General features: G+C 60.0%; 17 protein-coding genes. 9 read left to right on the forward strand and 8 right to left on the reverse strand.

From position 1 onward, the window contains the following. Positions 1–60: 60 nt before the first annotated feature. From ABHV46_RS07135 to ABHV46_RS07175, 9 genes are all read left to right on the forward strand, one after another. The gene (locus ABHV46_RS07135) at positions 61–1,620 is read left to right on the forward strand and encodes a D-aminopeptidase (protein WP_438384053.1); all 1,560 of its coding nucleotides are present in this window, start codon (positions 61–63) and stop codon (positions 1,618–1,620) included. Between the two features lie 128 nt (positions 1,621–1,748). Further along, positions 1,749–2,969 (forward strand): aspartate aminotransferase family protein, encoded by a 1,221-nt coding sequence (locus ABHV46_RS07140; protein WP_438384055.1) that lies wholly within the window; start codon positions 1,749–1,751, stop codon positions 2,967–2,969. Next, positions 2,966–3,949, forward strand: coding sequence for an ornithine carbamoyltransferase (gene argF, locus ABHV46_RS07145; RefSeq protein WP_438384057.1), 984 nt, complete (start codon positions 2,966–2,968; stop codon positions 3,947–3,949). Before ABHV46_RS07140 ends, argF begins: the two co-directional genes overlap by 4 nt. A gap of 56 nt (positions 3,950–4,005) precedes the next feature. Beyond that, positions 4,006–4,923: an Hsp33 family molecular chaperone HslO gene (locus ABHV46_RS07150; RefSeq protein ID WP_438384061.1), complete on the forward strand. Its 918-nt coding sequence runs from the start codon at positions 4,006–4,008 to the stop codon at positions 4,921–4,923. After that, complete coding sequence (locus ABHV46_RS07155; protein ID WP_438384063.1) at positions 4,920–5,933, forward strand: hypothetical protein; 1,014 nt, start codon at positions 4,920–4,922, stop codon at positions 5,931–5,933. Before ABHV46_RS07150 ends, ABHV46_RS07155 begins: the two co-directional genes overlap by 4 nt. A gap of 28 nt (positions 5,934–5,961) precedes the next feature. Further along, positions 5,962–6,819 (forward strand): hypothetical protein, encoded by an 858-nt coding sequence (locus ABHV46_RS07160; RefSeq protein WP_438384065.1) that lies wholly within the window; start codon positions 5,962–5,964, stop codon positions 6,817–6,819. A 146-nt stretch (positions 6,820–6,965) separates the two neighbouring features. Further along, positions 6,966–7,658 (forward strand): gluconate 2-dehydrogenase subunit 3 family protein, encoded by a 693-nt coding sequence (locus tag ABHV46_RS07165; RefSeq protein WP_336946392.1) that lies wholly within the window; start codon positions 6,966–6,968, stop codon positions 7,656–7,658. A gap of 26 nt (positions 7,659–7,684) precedes the next feature. Then, on the forward strand, positions 7,685–9,463 hold the full coding sequence (locus ABHV46_RS07170; RefSeq protein ID WP_336946393.1) for a GMC family oxidoreductase: 1,779 nt from the start codon (positions 7,685–7,687) through the stop codon (positions 9,461–9,463). Then, positions 9,463–10,788: a c-type cytochrome gene (locus ABHV46_RS07175; RefSeq protein ID WP_438384068.1), complete on the forward strand. Its 1,326-nt coding sequence runs from the start codon at positions 9,463–9,465 to the stop codon at positions 10,786–10,788. The genes ABHV46_RS07170 and ABHV46_RS07175 overlap by 1 nt, the downstream gene beginning before the upstream one ends. 20 nt (positions 10,789–10,808) lie before the next feature. Here the strand turns inward: ABHV46_RS07175 and ABHV46_RS07180 are convergent, their stop codons facing one another. The 8 genes from ABHV46_RS07180 to ABHV46_RS07215 are packed head-to-tail and all read right to left on the reverse strand — an operon-like array spanning position 10,809 to position 17,424. Next, a complete protein-coding gene (locus tag ABHV46_RS07180) occupies positions 10,809–12,065 on the reverse strand; it encodes a hypothetical protein (protein WP_438384071.1) in 1,257 nt (418 codons plus the stop codon). Then, the gene (locus tag ABHV46_RS07185) at positions 12,065–12,724 is read right to left on the reverse strand and encodes a hypothetical protein (RefSeq protein WP_438384073.1); all 660 of its coding nucleotides are present in this window, start codon (positions 12,722–12,724) and stop codon (positions 12,065–12,067) included. Before ABHV46_RS07185 ends, ABHV46_RS07180 begins: the two co-directional genes overlap by 1 nt. Then, entirely contained in the window at positions 12,724–13,959 is a 1,236-nt protein-coding gene (locus ABHV46_RS07190) for a hypothetical protein (protein WP_438384076.1), read from the reverse strand. The genes ABHV46_RS07185 and ABHV46_RS07190 overlap by 1 nt, the downstream gene beginning before the upstream one ends. Next, complete coding sequence (locus ABHV46_RS07195) at positions 13,959–15,101, reverse strand: baseplate J/gp47 family protein (RefSeq protein WP_438384077.1); 1,143 nt, start codon at positions 15,099–15,101, stop codon at positions 13,959–13,961. The genes ABHV46_RS07190 and ABHV46_RS07195 overlap by 1 nt, the downstream gene beginning before the upstream one ends. Before the next feature lie 39 nt (positions 15,102–15,140). Continuing rightward, positions 15,141–15,515, reverse strand: a complete 375-nt coding sequence (locus tag ABHV46_RS07200) for a phage tail protein (RefSeq protein WP_438384079.1) — start codon at positions 15,513–15,515, stop codon at positions 15,141–15,143. Then, positions 15,512–16,162, reverse strand: a complete 651-nt coding sequence (locus ABHV46_RS07205; RefSeq protein ID WP_336946400.1) for a baseplate assembly protein — start codon at positions 16,160–16,162, stop codon at positions 15,512–15,514. The genes ABHV46_RS07200 and ABHV46_RS07205 overlap by 4 nt, the downstream gene beginning before the upstream one ends. Before the next feature lie 12 nt (positions 16,163–16,174). Continuing rightward, entirely contained in the window at positions 16,175–17,239 is a 1,065-nt protein-coding gene (locus tag ABHV46_RS07210; RefSeq protein ID WP_438384081.1) for a hypothetical protein, read from the reverse strand. Further along, positions 17,236–17,424: a hypothetical protein gene (locus tag ABHV46_RS07215; protein ID WP_438384084.1), complete on the reverse strand. Its 189-nt coding sequence runs from the start codon at positions 17,422–17,424 to the stop codon at positions 17,236–17,238. The genes ABHV46_RS07210 and ABHV46_RS07215 overlap by 4 nt, the downstream gene beginning before the upstream one ends. Between the last annotated feature and the right edge of the window lie 17 nt (positions 17,425–17,441).

A 17,441-nucleotide genomic window follows, 5' to 3' on the forward strand; every position in this document is an offset into this window, starting at 1 on the left:
GGTTACATTGTGCCATAACTTCGTGGCAGCAACATGGTGAAAAACCGCCGGAGCCCCGTCATGATCCTCTCACCGCTTGAACAAGCACTCACAGCCCTGCCTTCGGCCTATCCGGGGCCGGGCGGCGCCGCTGCGGTCATCAAGGATGGACAGGTGATTGGCCGCCATAGCTGGGGCTTCGCGAATGCCGAGACCCGCCTGCCCTTCACCCCGAAAACGCTGTTTCGCCTGTGTTCGATCACAAAGCAGTTCACCTGCGCGCTGCTCGATGAGTTTGCGGACAAGAGCCCCTTCGATGCGGCCATTGCCGGCTATCTGCCAAAACTCGAAGAAGCGCCTCCCGGCATCATGAATCTGGCTCATAATCAGTCAGGACTGCGCGATTACTGGGCGGTAGCCATGCTGCACGGCGCCCCGACTGAATCGGGCTTTGGCGCTTCGGAGGCCCATCGTGTGATCTCTGGCACGCGCAGCCTGCATTTTCGTCCCGGCACAGCCTACTCGTACGTCAACCAGAATTTCTTCCTGATTTCCGAAGCCCTCGAGGCGCTTTCGGGTCGGAGCTTCGCCGAGTTGCTGAGAACGAAGCTGTTTGAACGCCACGGCATGAACACCGCCTTTCTCGCTGCTGATACGCAGGCCATGCCCGACGGCACGCAGGGATATGAAGGGAGTGAGGCGACCGGCTATCGCCCTGCCGTCAATCATATCTTCTGGACTGGCGATGCCGGGCTCGGTGCCAGCCTGGACGACATGATAGCCTGGGAGCTGGCAATCGATACCCAGCGCGACGACCCGCAAGGGTTTTACAATCGCCTCTCCGCCCCGGTGACCTTCCGAGACGGCACCCCGGCCCGTTATGGCCATGGGCTGCAACGCGGCACGCTTTTCGGACGTACCATGACAGGTCACGGCGGTGCCCTGCGCGGCTGGCGCAGCCACAGGCTGCATCTGGCAAAGGAGCGTCTGTCAGTCGTCGTGATGTTCAATCACATGTCCGAGGCCCATTCGGCAGCAGCCTCTCTTGCCGCTGCTGCACTCGACATTGCGCCGGTCTCACAGGAAGAAAATCCCGGCAACAGAGCTTTGTTGGGGCATTATCTGGACAAGAAGACGGGACTTTCGGCATCGGTCACGCCCAGCGCGTCGGGCACCAAACTCTCCTTACGCTACGCCTACCCACCCGAGACGCTCGATCTCTGGACCCAGAACGGTGCCGGACGTGAAGGAACTCGGCTAAGCCTTTCCGATGAGGGGCTGACGATGACGCGTCCTCTCGAAAACCGGATTATCCCGCTCAGTTGCCTTGCCGAGCGTATCAGGCATGATGGGCTGGCAGGCCGCTATCACTGCCCGGAGCTCGATAGCGTGCTCACGCTCGACGGGGCGGAGGGCACGGTTTATGGCGGGTTTTCGGGGATGCTCGGCCAGGGACGAATGGAGCGCCTCCAGCCACTGGGCGACGATGTCTGGCTGATCCCCTGCCTCAGGGCGCTCGATCACTCACCGCCCGGCTACTGGACCCTCGCTTTTCAGCGCGACGAAACTGGCACACTGACAGGCGTGCGCGTCGGATGCTGGCTGGCGCGCGATCTGTTTTACCGGCGTTGCCAAGACTGAATTTGACGGATGGGGGGCAATACCCTCATCATGGCAGAGCAGCAGCCTGTGCCCTGCCCTGAGTTTTCAGGTGCGGGGTTCTTGCCGTTGCGCTCTCCCATCAATTTCAACCGGGCTCTCCTATCGCCATGATTTCCGCTCTGATGCCAACATTCAAACGAGTCGACCTTGCTTTCGAGCATGGTCAGGGCGCTTGCTTGTACACGGCTGACGGGCGACGATTTCTGGATTTCGGGGCAGGCATCGCCGTCTCGTCTCTGGGCCATGGTCATGAGGGGCTGGTCAAGGCGATTGCCGATCAGGCTGCCCGTGTAATGCATGTCTCCAACCTGTATCGCATCCCGCAGGCAGAAAAGCTCGCAGATCGGCTCGTCGCGCATTCCTTCGCCGATAGCGTGTTCTTCTGCAATTCCGGCGCGGAAGCCAATGAGGGCATGGTCAAGATGATCCGCAAGACCCAATCGGGTCGCGGCCATCCCAAGCGCACGCGCATCATCTGCTGCACCGGCGCGTTCCATGGCCGCACGCTGGCCATGATCGCGGCTACCGGCAACCCGGCCTATCTCGAGGGCTTCGGCGCGCCGGTCGAAGGCTTCGATCATGTGCCCTTCAACAACATGAACGCCCTGCGTGCCGCCATTACGCCTCAGACGGCGGGTATCATGCTCGAACCCATTCAGGGCGAGACCGGCATCAAGCAGGCTGACCCGCAGTTCATGTCAGGTCTGCGTCAGGTCTGCGATGAATTCGGACTGGTTCTCGCTCTGGATGAAGTGCAGACGGGCATGGGGCGCACAGGCAAGCTGTTCGCTCATGAATGGTATGGTGTGACCCCCGACGTCATTTCGGTCGCCAAGGGCATCGCGGGTGGTTTTCCCATGGGGGCCATCCTCGCCAATGAGGAAGTCGCTGCCTCTATGGGCGCTGGGTCTCACGGAACGACCTTCGGGGGCAATCCGCTTGCCTGCGCCGCCGGCAATGCCGTGCTCGACGTCATTCTTGCCGATGGCTTTCTGCCTGAGGTCGAGCACACAGGCGCCATTCTCGGCGAAACTCTCGACGCCCTCGTGCGCAAGCATCCGACAGTGTTCGAACTCGCCCGCGGTCGCGGCCTGATGTGGGGGCTGAAATGCCGCCTGCCGGTCGCGCAGGTGCAGGCCCAGGTCATGGCTGAAGGCCTTCTGACCGTCACGGCTGGTGAAAACGTACTGCGTCTTCTGCCTCCGCTGATCGTAACACCGGAAGAGTGCCGCGAAGCCTGCGCTATTCTCTCACGCGCCGCACAGGCGCTCGAAACCGCAGAGCACCAGAAAAACAGGACTGAAAGCCGGACGGAGAGCCACGCATGACCATTCAGACACGCTCTTCTTCCTCGGCAGAAATCCGGCATTTTCTCGATCTGCGCGATCTCGATTCCGCAACGCTGCGCGACATCATTGATGTCGGTCGTGCCGTAAAGACCATGCAGGACAATCGGCGCGTCCCGATGCACCCGGCCCATCCTCTGGCCGGGCGCACACTCGGATTGATGCTGTCGAAGCCCTCGACACGCACGCGCCTCTCTTTCGAGGTGGGTATGCGCCAGCTCGGCGGTGATGTGTCCGTGCTGTCGCCATCGGATATGCAGATCGGTCGTGGCGAAAGCCTGGCCGATACGGCGCGTGTCCTGTCGCGTTTTCTCGACGTGCTGGTCGTGCGCACGGGTGAGGCGGACATGCTGAGCGAGCTTGTGCGCTGGAGCAGCATCCCGGTGGTAAACGGTCTGACGCCTGACTCCCATCCGGTGCAGATACTGGCCGACATCATGACCTATGAAGAGCATCGTGGCCCGGTCGCCGGTTCGCACTGGGCCTGGATCGGCGACGGCAATAACGTTGCGACCTCTCTGATCGAGGGCGCGGTACGCTTCGGGTTCTCGCTCACCCTCGCAACCCCCGAAACGATGAAGCCACGACAGGAGGTACTCGACTGGGCGCAGGCCGAGGGTGGCAGGATCCGTCTCGTTCACGACCCTGTCGAGGCGGTACGCGATGCAAGTTGCATCGTGACCGATACCTGGACCAGCATGTCAGACGAGGAATCAGCGACACGACTCAACACGCTGCGCCCCTTCCAGGTGAATACCGCTCTCATGCAGAAAGCCGCTCCCGAGGCCCTGTTCATGCACTGCCTGCCCGCCCATATCGGTGAGGAAGTGACCGAAGAGGTGTTCGAAAGCGCCGCCTCGGTCGTGTTCGACGAAGCGGAAAACCGCCTTCATGCCCAGAAAGGTCTCCTCCTCTGGGTTCTGGGCGGCGAAAACTGGCGCTCTTTCGGCAAGCCCAGTTGAGCGCAGGCATCCCTTTGCCGCGTTATTGACCCTGGAAAGCATCAGACAAGACTGCAATGATCGAAACACCCGCCTTTCTGGATACCCAACGCCCCGAAACCGTGCCCGATCTCGTGATCTCGCACGGGATCACGCCCTTTCATCTGGCAAACCGCCCGGTGCGCGGTCGTCTGGTGAGGCTGGGCAAGCTGGCCGACATCATGCTGCAGCGCCATGATATTCCCGATTGCGGGCGGCAACTGGCGGGCGAGGCCCTCTCTCTCGTCGCCGGGCTGAGTGCGGGGCTGAAATTCAAGGGCTCCTTCTCGCTTCAGATCAAGGGCGATGGCCCGGTCTCCATGCTCGTCGCGGATTGCACCGATTCGGGCGAGTTACGCTTCTATCTCCGCTCCGAAAACACGCCTGAGGCGGCCTCGGCCAAAACCCTGCTCGGTGATGGCTATTTTGCCTTCACCATCGATCAGGGCGCGCATACCGAGCGCCATCAGGGCATTGTGGCGCTTGAGGGTGAAACCTTGGCCGAAATGGCCATGCATTATTTCACCACCAGCGAGCAGCATGAATGCTGGATGCGCCTCTACTGCGAAAAGACCGATGAGGGCTGGCAGGCCGGGGCGCTGATGCTTGAAAAGATCGCGGCAGAAGGCGGTATCGCCTCCGGGCAGGATAGCGATGAAGATGCGTGGGAAACCGCCTGCATTCTGGGCAACACCCTCAAGGCCTCCGAGCTTTTCGACCCGACCCTGAGCGCCACGACACTAGTCGAGCGTCTTTTCGGCACTCAGGAGGTCTTGGTCGACCGACCGCGCGTGGTGAGCTTGGGCTGTCGATGCAACCGCGCCAGACTGGCGAGCGTGCTTTCGACCTTTCCGGAAGACGACCTCGACCATATGGCCGAGGAAGGGCAGATCACCATGAATTGCGAATTCTGCAATGTCGGGTTCAGCTTCGATCGCAATGAGATCGCGCGATGAGCGCAGCCGATGATCTGCTGCGTAGCATTCGCGTCGATGGAGAGGCACTGACCGCCCTTTACGATCAGTGGATTCCGCAGGAGATCGTCGCTCTGGATGACGATATCAGGTGCCTGACCCTGAGCGATGCCATGAGCGGACGTCAGGCCGTCTGGTATCTCGATGGCGAAAATCACTATCGCGGCTCTCATATCGAAGTCGTGCAGCGTCTGCACCCACAGCAGATTCTCTCGGCGGTTGCCCCCTGGTTCGACGAGCTGGCGCGTCACTCACTAAGCGCCAGGCCCACAGCACTTCATGATGCGCCGCGAGTGCCTCTCTTTCTGGCCACACAGCTGGCAGCGGCATGGTGTGTCCGCGTGCTGATCGATATGCGCCAGATCCAGAGCTCGCTGACCGAACAGGATCAGGAAATCGCGACGCTTGGCGAGAGAACACTCTCGTCTCGTCAGGTCCGGCGCCTGCTCGGCACCCGGATCGGGCCGGAATCCCTGGTGGTCCTCTCTCCCCTGAGCGACCGCCCCTTGCGATCGCAGATCTCTTTTGTCATCGAGCACCAGCTTGTGCATCGTTTTTACGATCCCGAGGCAGACTGCACCTTCTACCTCTCCTGGTGGGAGAGACAGCTCGATAAATCGCCCAGCTTCTATTGCCCCAAGGCCAATCTTCTGGTCAGCGACGAAAACATGGCAGGGATGCTGCCATCCATGATCCTGGGCTGGTATCTCAGCAACCCCCATCATGTCGCGACCATCGCCGACGCACAGGCTTTCGAAGCGCGCGATTACGGCCTTGGCAGCGCGTCTTCCCTTCTGGTCGAGCTCGATACCGACACAAAGCTGCCTCCGGCGCCAGAAACAGCATCCGCCGACATGATTTCAGAATCATGGGCCTTCCTGCATCAGAATCCGTCCGAAGTTGCGCCGCAGGGTTCGCAAGATCCGAGACAGGAAAAGAAACAGTCTGGACGTCTTTTCGAGCGGCTACGCTCTTTAGTAAAAAAGACCTAAAGTCGAGACGCATAGCCAGGAGCTGCTCATGTCGCAAAGTCCTTCCAGGGTTAAGAACTTCCTCCGCTTCGGTTCCCTCTGCCTCGCTCTTGGCAGCGCTTCCCCCCTGCTGACAGCATGCGGTGACAGCGAGCCGCAAAGCTTTGCGCCGCTCGACTATAATTATCTCAGCAAAATGCATCTCAATGTCGCCCATATCGAGATTGTGGATACGGCACCGCCCGGCTCGGCTCCCGGCGACATTTCAGGCAAGGCTCCGACAACGCCCCAGCAGGCACTCGAACAGATGGCCCGTGACCGCCTGATCGCCAGCGGGACGGAGGGTGGCGGCACCTTTACCATCACCAAGGCGAGCATCCTTCACGCACCGGGCGGCACGCTTCTGGGCGAGCTGGAAGCGCATATCGATCTCTCGGCACCCTCAGGCGGTCGCGCCGGCTATGCCCTCGCCCATATCACCCGTAGCCTCAATCCCGGTGACAAAGACCCCGAATCGCGCGCTGTGCTTTACGATCTGACGTCGCAGATGATGCAGGACATGAATGTCGAGCTTGAATTCCAGATCAAGAAATCGCTTCATGACTGGCTCGTCGACGCCAGTGGTGCCCCTCTGCAAGGTGCAATCCAGCAGCAGGATATCGGTCCGAATGCTGCTCTTTCTGCCCCCTCGGTCTCCTCTGCCAACGCTCCGAAGGCAACGGTTCAGCCCGTCTCTGCTCCGGCTGCAACCGGTAATGCTGCCCTGAGCGCCGCTCCCGTGGCTCCTGTCGCCAAACCGCAAGGCCCTGATGCCATCTTCCCGCTCGGCGACGATGACACGCCCGCAGCACCTGCCGTCAAATCACCGCAGCCCGGCGTTCTCTCCCTGCCGACCGGTCATTCGTGACGGGGATTCACCAACTGTCGTGACCAACCGGCCGTAGCCTGTCGAGCAAGACAGAAACCTGCTTGCATTTCCTCACGCAATCGCGAAGAAGGGGCTGATGCCCACATATTGGGTATCACCCATCGTTGTTCCGTCAGGAGAACAGGTTGAGCGCGCCTTCGTCTTCACGCCGACGCTTTGTCAAAAATGCGGCAGGCACCACCGCCTTCCTCCTTCTCGCCGGTCATGACTTCGCCGCCCGGGCGGCGGCCGCAGCCAGAATCGACGGCAAACCGGCTTTTTTTACGCCTGACGAAATGCGCTTTCTGAATGCGGCCTGCGATTGCATCTTCCCGCATGACGATCTCGGTCCAGGCGCGACTGCGCTGGGGGTCCCCAATTTTATCGACCGACAGATGAACACGCCCTATGGCCGGGGGGAGCTTTGGTATATGGCAGGCCCGTTTCAGGACGGACCCGCCAATCTTGGCTACCAGCTGCCTTTCGCGCCGCGCGATCTCTATCGTAAGGGTATTGCAGGCGCCAACCACTACGCCCGCACCGAGCGCGGCAAGGATTTTGCCGATCTTCACGCCGAAGAGCAGATCGAAATCCTGACAGCCTTCGAAGGTGGCGCCGTTCATTTTCAGGAACTCAACGCCCGGCTTTTTTTCGAGCAATTGCGCCGCAATACGCTCGAAGGGGCTTTTTCCGATCCGATCCATGGGGGTAATCGCAACATGGAAGGCTGGATTTTGCTCGCCTTCCCCGGTGCGCGCGCCGATTTCATGGATTGGGTCAATCAGGAAGGCGCAGCCTATCCATTCGGCCCCGTATCGATCAGCGGCCAGAAGGCCTGAGCGTCAATTATTCGAGTTCCAAACGCATGACATCAAAACGGACTGACGTAGTCATTATTGGCGCAGGCTGGGCAGGCGCAATTCTCGCCAAGGAAATGCGCGAAGCAGGGCGCAGTGTCGTCATGCTCGAACGCGGTCCGGAGCGTTCAACGGCAACAGAAGGCACCTATCCCGGCTCGATCGACGAATTGCGCGGCGCCATCAGGCACAGATTATTCCAGAACCCTGCCAAAACGACCGTCACGATCCGCAACACCGTCAACCAGACAGCGCTCCCTTATCGTCAGCTCGCAGCTTTTCTGCCGGGTGAGGGCGTCGGCGGTGCCGGGCTGCACTGGTCGGGCGTGCATTTTCGCGCTGCCCCCGATGATCTGCGTCTTCGCAGCCATGTCATCGACCGCTACGGCGCCAAATTCATTCCCGAAGGGATGAATTTGCAAGATTACGGCGTGACGTATGAGGAGCTGGAACCTTTTTTCGACAAAGCCGAAAAAGTGTTCGGTACTTCGGGTGAAGCCTACAAGATCAATGGCCAGATCGTCGGCAATGGCAATGTGTTCTCGCCATCACGCAGCGATAAATTCCCGCTCCCTGCCATGCAGGACGTCTATACAGCGAGCCTGTTCCGCAAGGCGGCGTCCGATGCCGGGTATCATCCCTACGCCCTGCCCGCAGCCAATGCGTCAATGCAATATACCAATACCTACGGCTTGCAGATGGGGCCGTGCAATTTCTGCGGTTATTGCAGCGGGTATGATTGCTACATGTATTCGAAGGCCTCGCCGAATATCAATATTCTTCCGGCGCTGCGCTACGATAACGACTTCACACTCATCACCGATGCCCATGTGCTGAAAGTGAATCTCGATAGCGACCGACGCAAGGCGACTGGCGTCACCTATCTCGACCAGCGAGAAAATCGTGAGAAGACCATCGAAGCCGATCTGGTCATTCTGGCAGCGTTCCAGTTTCACAATGTGCATCTGATGCTGCTTTCGGGCATCGGCAAACCCTACGACCCGATCAGCAATACCGGTGTCGTCGGGCGTAATTTCGTCTATCAGACCATCACCACCTCACGCGCCTGGCTGCCGGAAAACCAATTCACGAATCAATTTGTGGGCGCCGGCGGTGCGGGTGTCGCGATCGACGATTTCAACAGTGATAATTTCGATCACGGTCCTCTCGGCTTCGTGGGTGGCTCACCGATCTGGGTCAACCAGGCCGGTGTGAAACCGATTGCCGCAGCCATGAATGGTGGCGGCAAGTCAGCACCGCGCTGGGGTGCTGGTTACAAGGCGGGACTGGTCGATACCTATCGCCATTCGCTCGCCATGGATGCGCATGGCAGCAACATGGCCTATCGCGATGTCTATCTCGATCTCGATCCGACCTGGCGTGATAGCTACGGTCAACCCTTGCTGCGCATGACCTTCACCTGGAAGGAAAACGACATCCGCATGAACCAGTATGTCGTTGGCAAGATCGAGCCGATCATGAAGGCACTCGGCGCCAGACGCTATGAACTGGGCAGGCTTGAACACGGCGAAGCCTTTGACACACGCCGCTATCAGACGACCCATCTCGGCGGCGGCGCCGTCATGGGCACGAGCCCAACCGACAGCGCCCTCAACCGCTATCTGCAAAGCTGGGATGTCTCGAACGTGTTCGTCATCGGCTCGAACGCTTTCCCTCAGGGCATGGGCTATAATCCTACCGGCACGGTCGCTGCTCTGGCCTATTGGGCTGCGCATCATATCCGCACCACCTATCTGGCCCAGCCCGGCCCGCTGGTGGCGTTGTGATGCGCTCACGAAAAACCCGCTTCGCGCTGCTCGCCTTTTTCAGTCTTGCCGCCTCGACGCAGGTGAGGGCGCAGGAACACCCGCAACAAGCGCTTATCGAAAAAGGTCGCTATCTGGCAGCAGCAGCTGATTGCTCTGCCTGTCATACGCATGACGCCGCAGCGCCCTATGGCGGCGGTAACCCGTTCGGCCTGCCCATCGGCACGCTCTACGCTCCCAATATCACGCCCGACAAACAGCACGGCATCGGCAACTATACAGAAGCCGATTTCTCCAATGCGCTTCGGCGCGGTGTTGGCAGAAATGGCAAGCCGCTTTATCCGGCCATGCCCTTCCCCTCCTATGCGCGCATGACCGATGCCGATATCCATGCGCTCTGGGTCTATTTTCATGAGGGTGTTGCGCCTATAGCAAAATCGGCGCCTGCAAATGCCATACACTGGCCGCTCTCGATGCGTTGGCCCATGACCCTCTGGCGCTGGGCTTTTGCCCCGACGCCGAAAGCAGCTCTGACCAACGCCAATCGGAGTTTTCCTTCGGACGATATTGCTCGTGGGGCCTATCTGGTCGAAGGGCCGGGCCATTGCGGCGCTTGCCATACGCCACGCGCTCTGACGATGCAGGAAAAAGCACTTTCGAGCGATGGTGGCGACGTGTTCCTTTCTGGCGGTGCTGCCGTCGATGGCTGGACACCGGTCAATCTGAGACAGGATGACCGCACAGGCCTTGGCCGCTGGAGCGAAGACGATATCGTTGCCTTTCTTGCAACCGGGCGGAGCGATAAAGGCTCGGCCTTCGGTGGCATGAACGATGCTATCGCCCACGGCACACAACATCTCAGCACAGCCGATCTGCATGCCATCGCACGCTACCTCAAAACCTCTCTCCCGGCCCGGAAGAACGAAAAAGCCTGGCAGGCCGATCACTCCGTCGCAGATGCCCTGCGCAGGGGGCAGCTTCCAACAGCCGGTGCCAAAACCTATATCGACCGATGCGCAGCCTGCCATCGAACGGATGGACTCGGCTATGCCCCGGCTTTTCCGCCCCTGGCTGGCAACCCGACTCTCATGGACAAAGATCCCGGTTCCCTGATCCTGATCGTTCTGCGTGGTGCAACAGTCGCCCCGACAGAAAAAGCCCCATCCGCCCTGACCATGCCCGGCTTCGGACATATGCTCAACGACCAGGAAGTCGCCGATGTCGTAACATTCATACGCCAGAGCTGGGGTAATGCCGGCAGCGTTGTCACCGCAGCCGATGTGCACAGCTTCCGCGATCGCAACGCGGAATGGATCAACACGCCGCCACCCAAACCTTTCAACTGACTCTCACGCTTCCTCCGCGTTCAGTGAAGGAAGCGATATATTACCAGCCCTTGATAGCCGCGTCCCCCCGCTGCTGTCTGTCCGGCCACGCGGGTGGAATAAGCACCGCCCCCTCCTGCGCCATGACGCGTGGCATTGGCGCCAAGAAGATACCCGGCCTTGCCGCCACCGCCCCAGGGGCCATTGGCGCCATTACCGGCAAACACGACACTGCCATTCTGACCGTCGCTTCCGGCGCCGCCGGTCTGGTTCCAGAGAGTGCCTCCCCCTGTGCCGCCGCCATCGCCCCCCATGGCCGTTTGCGACGTCGCAAAATATCCCGGACCACCCCCGTCCGAGGTAAGAAACGGCGTTCCATTATAGGTTACAAAGCTCGGTCCGCCGCGCTGACCGGTAGATCCACCTGGTCCGACCGTGACCGAGAGCGCAGCATTTTTGGCAGGGTCAACCGCATAGATACCCCAGCAATCTCCACCGGCTCCGCCGCCACCGCCTGAAAAAGATCCGCTCTCAGGCGTCAGGGCGTTGCTCGACGCCCCACCGCCGCCGCCGCCGATCACCCGCAATTCAACCTGACGCGCCCAGCCCGGTATCGTCAGAATCTGACTGGCGAGACAGAGCGCCTGAGGTTGACTGATCTGCTGTGCAAAACTCATCGTCGCCAGCTCGGGAAGAGAAGGCAGAAAGACCGCGCTTTTCCGCGGAACAATGGCGCTCAACGTGTCGACACCGGCAGGGACACTCAAGACATAGAGGGGCACGACAATCGCCCCCGAGGCCGAGGGCGCGCTTGTGCCCGCCACAAAACCGATACGACCTGTACGACGGGTAGGCAGCGCCTTGCCCCGGTTATCCGGCCCCGCCATGGTCTGATCCGGCTTTTCCGCATTGTAAAACGGCAGCACGTCCAGCGTATCGTCCTGCACGCGACAGACCGCGTAAAGCGTAATATCGACCCCCGTCAACGGGACGGTCAGGGTCTGGTCCATGTCATTATAAAATAAGGCCTGCGTTACAGAATGATCGGCATCGAGCCCCGCCGAAATACCTCCGATACGCGCGGCATCGAGCGCATCCGGCGCCATGATTGTCCCACGCCCGATCGTGACCGACAGGTTGCTGTCAGAAACCTGACAGGCGAGACCCGCCGCCATGATCGTCTGGCCACCCAGCAGCATCTCCGCAAAACGCCCCAGCCCCTCTTTCGCATAGCGGCCAAGACGCAGCAGATCGGTATCGAACGGGACGGCTCCCGCATAAATGATCGGACGATCCATCACGCTTGCATCCTTACCCATGCGATCACACCCGACGCTTTCGCAGCCCTGATCGCCGCATGCAGGGCACGCCGTTCAACCGGCAGCTTCTGGTAGACCTCCAGAAAAAACTGCCCTCCCAGGCGAGAGCCGTAGCGGCTGCGTGAGGCACCATAGCCACCCGCATAGCGCCAGGCACCGCAGTCATGCACGTTACCCAGCTCGATTATCCGTGGCGCAGCCCCGGACAATCGACGCACGGCCTCCGACACGGCTGCCCGTGTATTGAGAGGCGCCACCAGCGAGCTCACCATGCGCCTGCGAAAATGCGTGTCCTTTTCGAGCGCAAGCCGGATCACACCTGACGGTCCGAAAAAATCCGCCGCCGCCATCTCCAGAAACGCCCCGTCGGTGGTGCCCAAACGTGTCTGCCTGCGCACAAAACTCATCAGGGTCCAGATCGACGCCAGAATAGCGCCAAACCCTGTGAGCAATGCCTGTAGCACCGGCGCATCTTCGGCCTCGTCCCCACGATAAGCCGGAAACCAGCCAGACGGCAGAACGAGCCGCAGGCGTCTGGCGAAGTCCCGCGCAGTACCCGGCGCAATGCCGGTATCATAAAGTATCTTGCGATCCGTCGCCTGCAAGCTCGAGACATCGCGATCTCTCAGAACGGCCATCAGCCACCAACCTGTTCAGCTGTGAAAAGCGGCACGCGATAATCCTTGCCATTGACATTGAGATGCAGAAAACCACCTTCCGCCTCTAGCGGTACGGCGCCTCCGGGGCTTGCCACGGGTGACGACATCTGGATTTCTCCCCCCTCTGCAGGGTAGAGGCCGAGATTGGGTGAGCCATTTTCACCCTTCTGCACGTAGAGGCCAGCCGCAGCGAGCCCGCTCCCGGCCTGAATGTTCAGCGTGTTAGTTGGCGCCGTGTTGGGTGAGATGGAAAACAGCAAATTACCGGTCATATTCGTGACCAGAAGCCCGTCATCGGCAAATTGTATGCGCTGCCCTTTGGCCGTCTGCGAAACGGTCGAAAAAAGCATGGCACCGGCATCAAGGCCCTGCACATGCTCGCGCGTTTCAGGCGTTCGCCACTCTATGCCCTGACTGCGCGCCATCGAAATTGCCGTCGCGTAGCCGCCATCATCGCCATTCGTCCCTGCCAGGGCCGTATTGCCGAACAGGATGCCTGTTTTCCATGAAGCAGGATTACTGACGAAAACAATTCCCGCCTCGCAATCTGCCGTCCCCTCGGTCTGCCCGCCCCCGGCACCGATCTGGATGGCATAAGTGCCGCCACCGCAATTCGGATGATAGGGTGTGGACATACCATAGGCAGGGCCACCCAGATTGACCGCCTCCAGCTCCATGGCAAAACTGGGCTGATAATTGACACCGGGCATACGCCAGACCTCACCATAATAGGCATAGGCCGTAGCCTGGGTCGGGTTGGTCGTGTCATCAGCAACGCCCCATGACGCAATACCGATCGTGCTTGGTACATGGCCCAGCTTGTCGCGCCATTTCATCGCATCCGAAGTACGCGACCCGGCCACAAAGGCACTGTTGCCGAAACGCGAGAGAGAGGCCGCCTGGGCATTTTCGAGCGCCCAGGGGCCGATCGAGGTCGTCGCCATGAGAGACGACAACCAGTCCTGACGCTCGACATCGCGTGTATTGAGAGCGGGATAATCCGAGGCCGCACCGATGAAAAAACGATCGCCATAGCGACTGACTTTCGCCCCTTCCTCCGCAAAGAATTCGCCGCTGGGCGGAGAATCCGCAGGCGCTCCGGCAATCTGGCTCGCCGTCGCATTGAGGGTCTCCACACCATCTGGCGTCGCGATGACAAGAACTTCCGGTCCTGCGACAGAAGGAATACGAAAGTAATTATTGAATTTCGGCATTACCCCTCCTGAACGATCTGAACGGAGATCGTGCCTGGAAAAAGCGACTGGCTGGTTTGAGCGGGGATATCGTTCTGACTGCCATTGAGCCGAATATCCGTCACCGACAGCACCGACACCCCGGCTCCGACGTAAGCGACATAGGAAAGGCGACTGAACGGATAACTCGCCCCGATCTGTGCCGCAGCGATATCGGCGCCGAGCGCTCTGACGAGCGCCGTCCAGGCCTCTTCCGCATCGGCACCCGGAGCAATCCGCACCGCCATCGAAACGCTCACCGTGAGGATCACCGGGCGTTGCACAGCAAACCCGACGCCCAGCGCCTTCGTCGCCTCGACGCTCGCATAGACTTTCTGAAGCACCTGCTCCGGCACTTCATCACTGCCATCATCGATTACGACCGTGAAATAACCAGCGCGGGCTACCCCATCGGAGGCCTGACCGTCGAAAACGGCATAGCTCAGGTTATTCTGTGTCTCCGCCACGGCGCTCTCGACTGCCGCGCGAGAGGCACTTGCCTTTGAAGCCAGCCAGAGCGGAAAGCGCTTGCGCAGCTGCGCATCGGTCTCCTGATCCGATCCATTGGCAAAAGCCCTGAGATTGGTCACGATATCTATGCCCGCGACCGACGTACCCATCAGGGAAATCGCACCTACGGCAACATTACCCTGAATACCTTCCACCAGCGCCTCGACAGGCAGCGTCAATGACGCCACCCCTGGGGGGCGTACGTACCCCGCCGTCTTGGCAGACCAGCGCTCATGCGTCGCATCGGTCACGACTTGATAGGTAATAGCTGAGGCCGTACGCACGGTCACACCCGGTCGCACTACGGCGGAGATATCGTCGTAGGAAAAACAGGTCATGGTGACCGAGCCCAGGGCCTTGACGCCCGGCAGTCTGGTCATGCCGAAATCGCCGACGAAACTGTCGCAATCCGCACCGACCGATGTGGCAAGCCGTGTACGACACAGGATCTGAAGCAGCATATACTGCAGCCACAAACCCAGCGCGGCGACGCTTTCTATCAGGGCCCGCCCCGGCGTACCGATATCGAGCCTGAGCTTTTGCGCACATTGCGCCTGCGCGGTGACTACGGCGCTCTGGACGAGTGACGAAAAGGAACGCAAAGAAAACGACATGAGCCTTCCGATGCCTCTCCGGCAAGAGCCGAGCGAGGCTCAGATCGTGCCGCTCTGATTAAATGTGAATATCTGCCCGCTCTCTTCACCTTGCTCGGTATAGGTAATCGAACAGCGATAGGTGCTCACAGCCAGAGGCGTCAGTGTCACGATCACCGGCTGATCGTGGTCGATCGACGCCTCCAGAGCGAGTTGCGCGGTGATCAGCCCCTGTGTTTCGACCTCCCGGATCGGCGTGCCCACGCGCGCAGGCAATCCGGCGCCATACTCGCTGTGCCAGAGATAGGCCTTCGGATTGGTGCAAAGACGCCGCAGAATATTCTGCCGCGTTGCCAGGGCTCCATCGACGGAACGCAAAGCGCCCTCTTCGTCGAGCTGAAGATCCTCGCCAAAATAATGATACAGATCCGTCATCCCACCGCCTTTCCGGTCATACCGTTGGCATAGGGATGTACGTGGCTGCCCAGACTGTTCATGTCGGTACGGACATCGCCCCCCGAGACGGCAATACTGCCCCCTTTCACCTCGATACCGGCACCGGAAATAGCCAGGCCCCTAGAGTCGAGAGTCATTCTGACAGTCCCCGCCATGAGCACGATCGCCGATCCGCTGAGCGCGCAACGCATCTCACCTGCGCCGAAAAATACGCCATCCCGCCCCAGATGCAGCCACCCGGCCTGATCGCTCTTACCGCTCGATTTTCCCGAAGGTGCGCCGCACCCGGCTCTGACAAGCAATTCGCCAGGCTGCGCAACCTTGCCAGTCTGCGGCGACAAGGCGGGCCCGGCAACGACATCGAACATGACGGAAATAATCACGTAATTCTCGCCATCGCCTTCCACAGGCATCAGCAACACATGCGCGCCCGGCGCACTGGGGCAGGAAAGACGCAGATCGCCCACCTGCGTGACTGCCGCATCCGGCAACCACCCTGTCTCAACATTATCAGGCTGCAAGCGCACCTTGACGGCATGATTGGCAGGATCGACCGCGGAAACGATGCCATGTATGGCATGGGCCGTGCGCGTCTGATGGGCTGCGGCCCAAAAAGAGCCATCCATGAGTCTGCTCCCTCAAAAAATGCGATCCCGCAGAGTCACATCCTGCCGATAGCCATGAGCGGGGTCGAAGAAATGCGTGACAGAGTCGATGGATAAGGTCCTGGCCTCATCAAAAAGCCCCTCATCGAGAGTCATGAAATGGCGGGGCGCCAGGCCCGTCACCGCAGGCAGAGAAAGACGGGCTTCAATCGCGTGCGACACGATCCGCCGATATTTTCCCTTCGCCAGACGCCTGATATCGTCCATGCGCTGGCCCGGCACCCTGAAAGTGTAGAGCGCAGCCCTGGTATCCGGCATAAGGCTCGCAAAATTCCGGCCGTCGAAAAAAACCTCGCTTCGAGCCCTTTGCCGCGAATCCCATGACTGCACACCGACAACGACGTTTTGCGCGAGACCGAGATCGTGCCTGAAAGCCTGAACGCTCACACCATCGGGCGAAAATAGTCGTATGCCGCCCTCACCCACAGCGTAAGGCGCGTGGATATGGATCGTTTTTCCAGCCGCATGACACTCGTATCCGTGATCGCGCGACAGGGAGAACGCTATATCGAATGCAGTTTGGTACCGATGCTGCGTAATGGCAGAGAGTCGCCTGTGTTCCAGTTGCCAGAACTGCCCGCAATATGCTGCAGCCTCAGTCTGAGCCGAACCGATATCCGTCTGAAAAGTCAGTCCTGCATGCTGAACCGCGTTCTGCACAAGTTCGAGCGCAGTCTGATTGCTCCAGGATGCAGCAAGACGCGTATCGAGCAAAAAGGCCATATAATCACGGCACTCCAGCACGAAAAGCGACTTGCCGCTTCCCTTGCTGAGCGCATCGAGCACACCATGAAAAACGGTCGTCCACTCATCGCCGCCCTGCGCGACCTGAAGCATCACATCCGGCCGGTCAAAGCCTGAGCGATTATCCACAAGGCTCCGCAACACAGCCCTGTCCTCGGCAACGACTCTGATAAGGGCTGTGTCGCAGCGTTCATAGCGCGTGCATTCCAGGCGAAAGCCCCCCACATGCAGGCCTTCCTGTACAGAACCATCGACCAGAAGCCGGGTTTTCCAGTTGCGCATCAGCTCTGTCATGAGGGCGGCAAGCCTTCGCCCCCATAGGCGAGGCACTCGTCAGGCAAAACGATCTGCACTGGCACGTCGAAGCCAGTAAGGTCGGGGTCGGATAACCCGTTTTTTTCCGCAATACGCCACCACTGCATGGCGTCGTTGAAATAGCGCATGGCGAGATGAAAGAGCGAAACGTCGTCTGACGTCACCTGTATCTTCATTCTCA

This window comes from Asaia sp. BMEF1, from assembly GCF_051628905.1.
Taxonomy (GTDB): Bacteria; Pseudomonadota; Alphaproteobacteria; order Acetobacterales; family Acetobacteraceae; genus Asaia.

Bases quoted from the DNA above. Each gene is read 5' to 3' on its own strand.
- ABHV46_RS07135 (WP_438384053.1), top strand. From the start codon at position 61: ATGATCCTCTCACCGCTTGAACAAGCACTCACAGCCCTGCCTTCGGCC.
- ABHV46_RS07140 (WP_438384055.1), top strand. From the start codon at position 1,749: ATGATTTCCGCTCTGATGCCAACATTCAAACGAGTCGACCTTGCTTTC.
- argF (WP_438384057.1), top strand. From the start codon at position 2,966: ATGACCATTCAGACACGCTCTTCTTCCTCGGCAGAAATCCGGCATTTT.
- ABHV46_RS07150 (WP_438384061.1), top strand. From the start codon at position 4,006: ATGATCGAAACACCCGCCTTTCTGGATACCCAACGCCCCGAAACCGTG.
- ABHV46_RS07155 (WP_438384063.1), top strand. From the start codon at position 4,920: ATGAGCGCAGCCGATGATCTGCTGCGTAGCATTCGCGTCGATGGAGAG.
- ABHV46_RS07160 (WP_438384065.1), top strand. From the start codon at position 5,962: ATGTCGCAAAGTCCTTCCAGGGTTAAGAACTTCCTCCGCTTCGGTTCC.
- ABHV46_RS07170 (WP_336946393.1), top strand. From the start codon at position 7,685: ATGACATCAAAACGGACTGACGTAGTCATTATTGGCGCAGGCTGGGCA.
- ABHV46_RS07175 (WP_438384068.1), top strand. From the start codon at position 9,463: ATGCGCTCACGAAAAACCCGCTTCGCGCTGCTCGCCTTTTTCAGTCTT.
- ABHV46_RS07180 (WP_438384071.1), bottom strand. From the start codon at position 12,065: ATGGATCGTCCGATCATTTATGCGGGAGCCGTCCCGTTCGATACCGAT.
- ABHV46_RS07185 (WP_438384073.1), bottom strand. From the start codon at position 12,724: ATGGCCGTTCTGAGAGATCGCGATGTCTCGAGCTTGCAGGCGACGGAT.
- ABHV46_RS07190 (WP_438384076.1), bottom strand. From the start codon at position 13,959: ATGCCGAAATTCAATAATTACTTTCGTATTCCTTCTGTCGCAGGACCG.
- ABHV46_RS07195 (WP_438384077.1), bottom strand. From the start codon at position 15,101: ATGTCGTTTTCTTTGCGTTCCTTTTCGTCACTCGTCCAGAGCGCCGTA.
- ABHV46_RS07200 (WP_438384079.1), bottom strand. From the start codon at position 15,515: ATGACGGATCTGTATCATTATTTTGGCGAGGATCTTCAGCTCGACGAA.
- ABHV46_RS07205 (WP_336946400.1), bottom strand. From the start codon at position 16,162: ATGGATGGCTCTTTTTGGGCCGCAGCCCATCAGACGCGCACGGCCCAT.
- ABHV46_RS07210 (WP_438384081.1), bottom strand. From the start codon at position 17,239: ATGACAGAGCTGATGCGCAACTGGAAAACCCGGCTTCTGGTCGATGGT.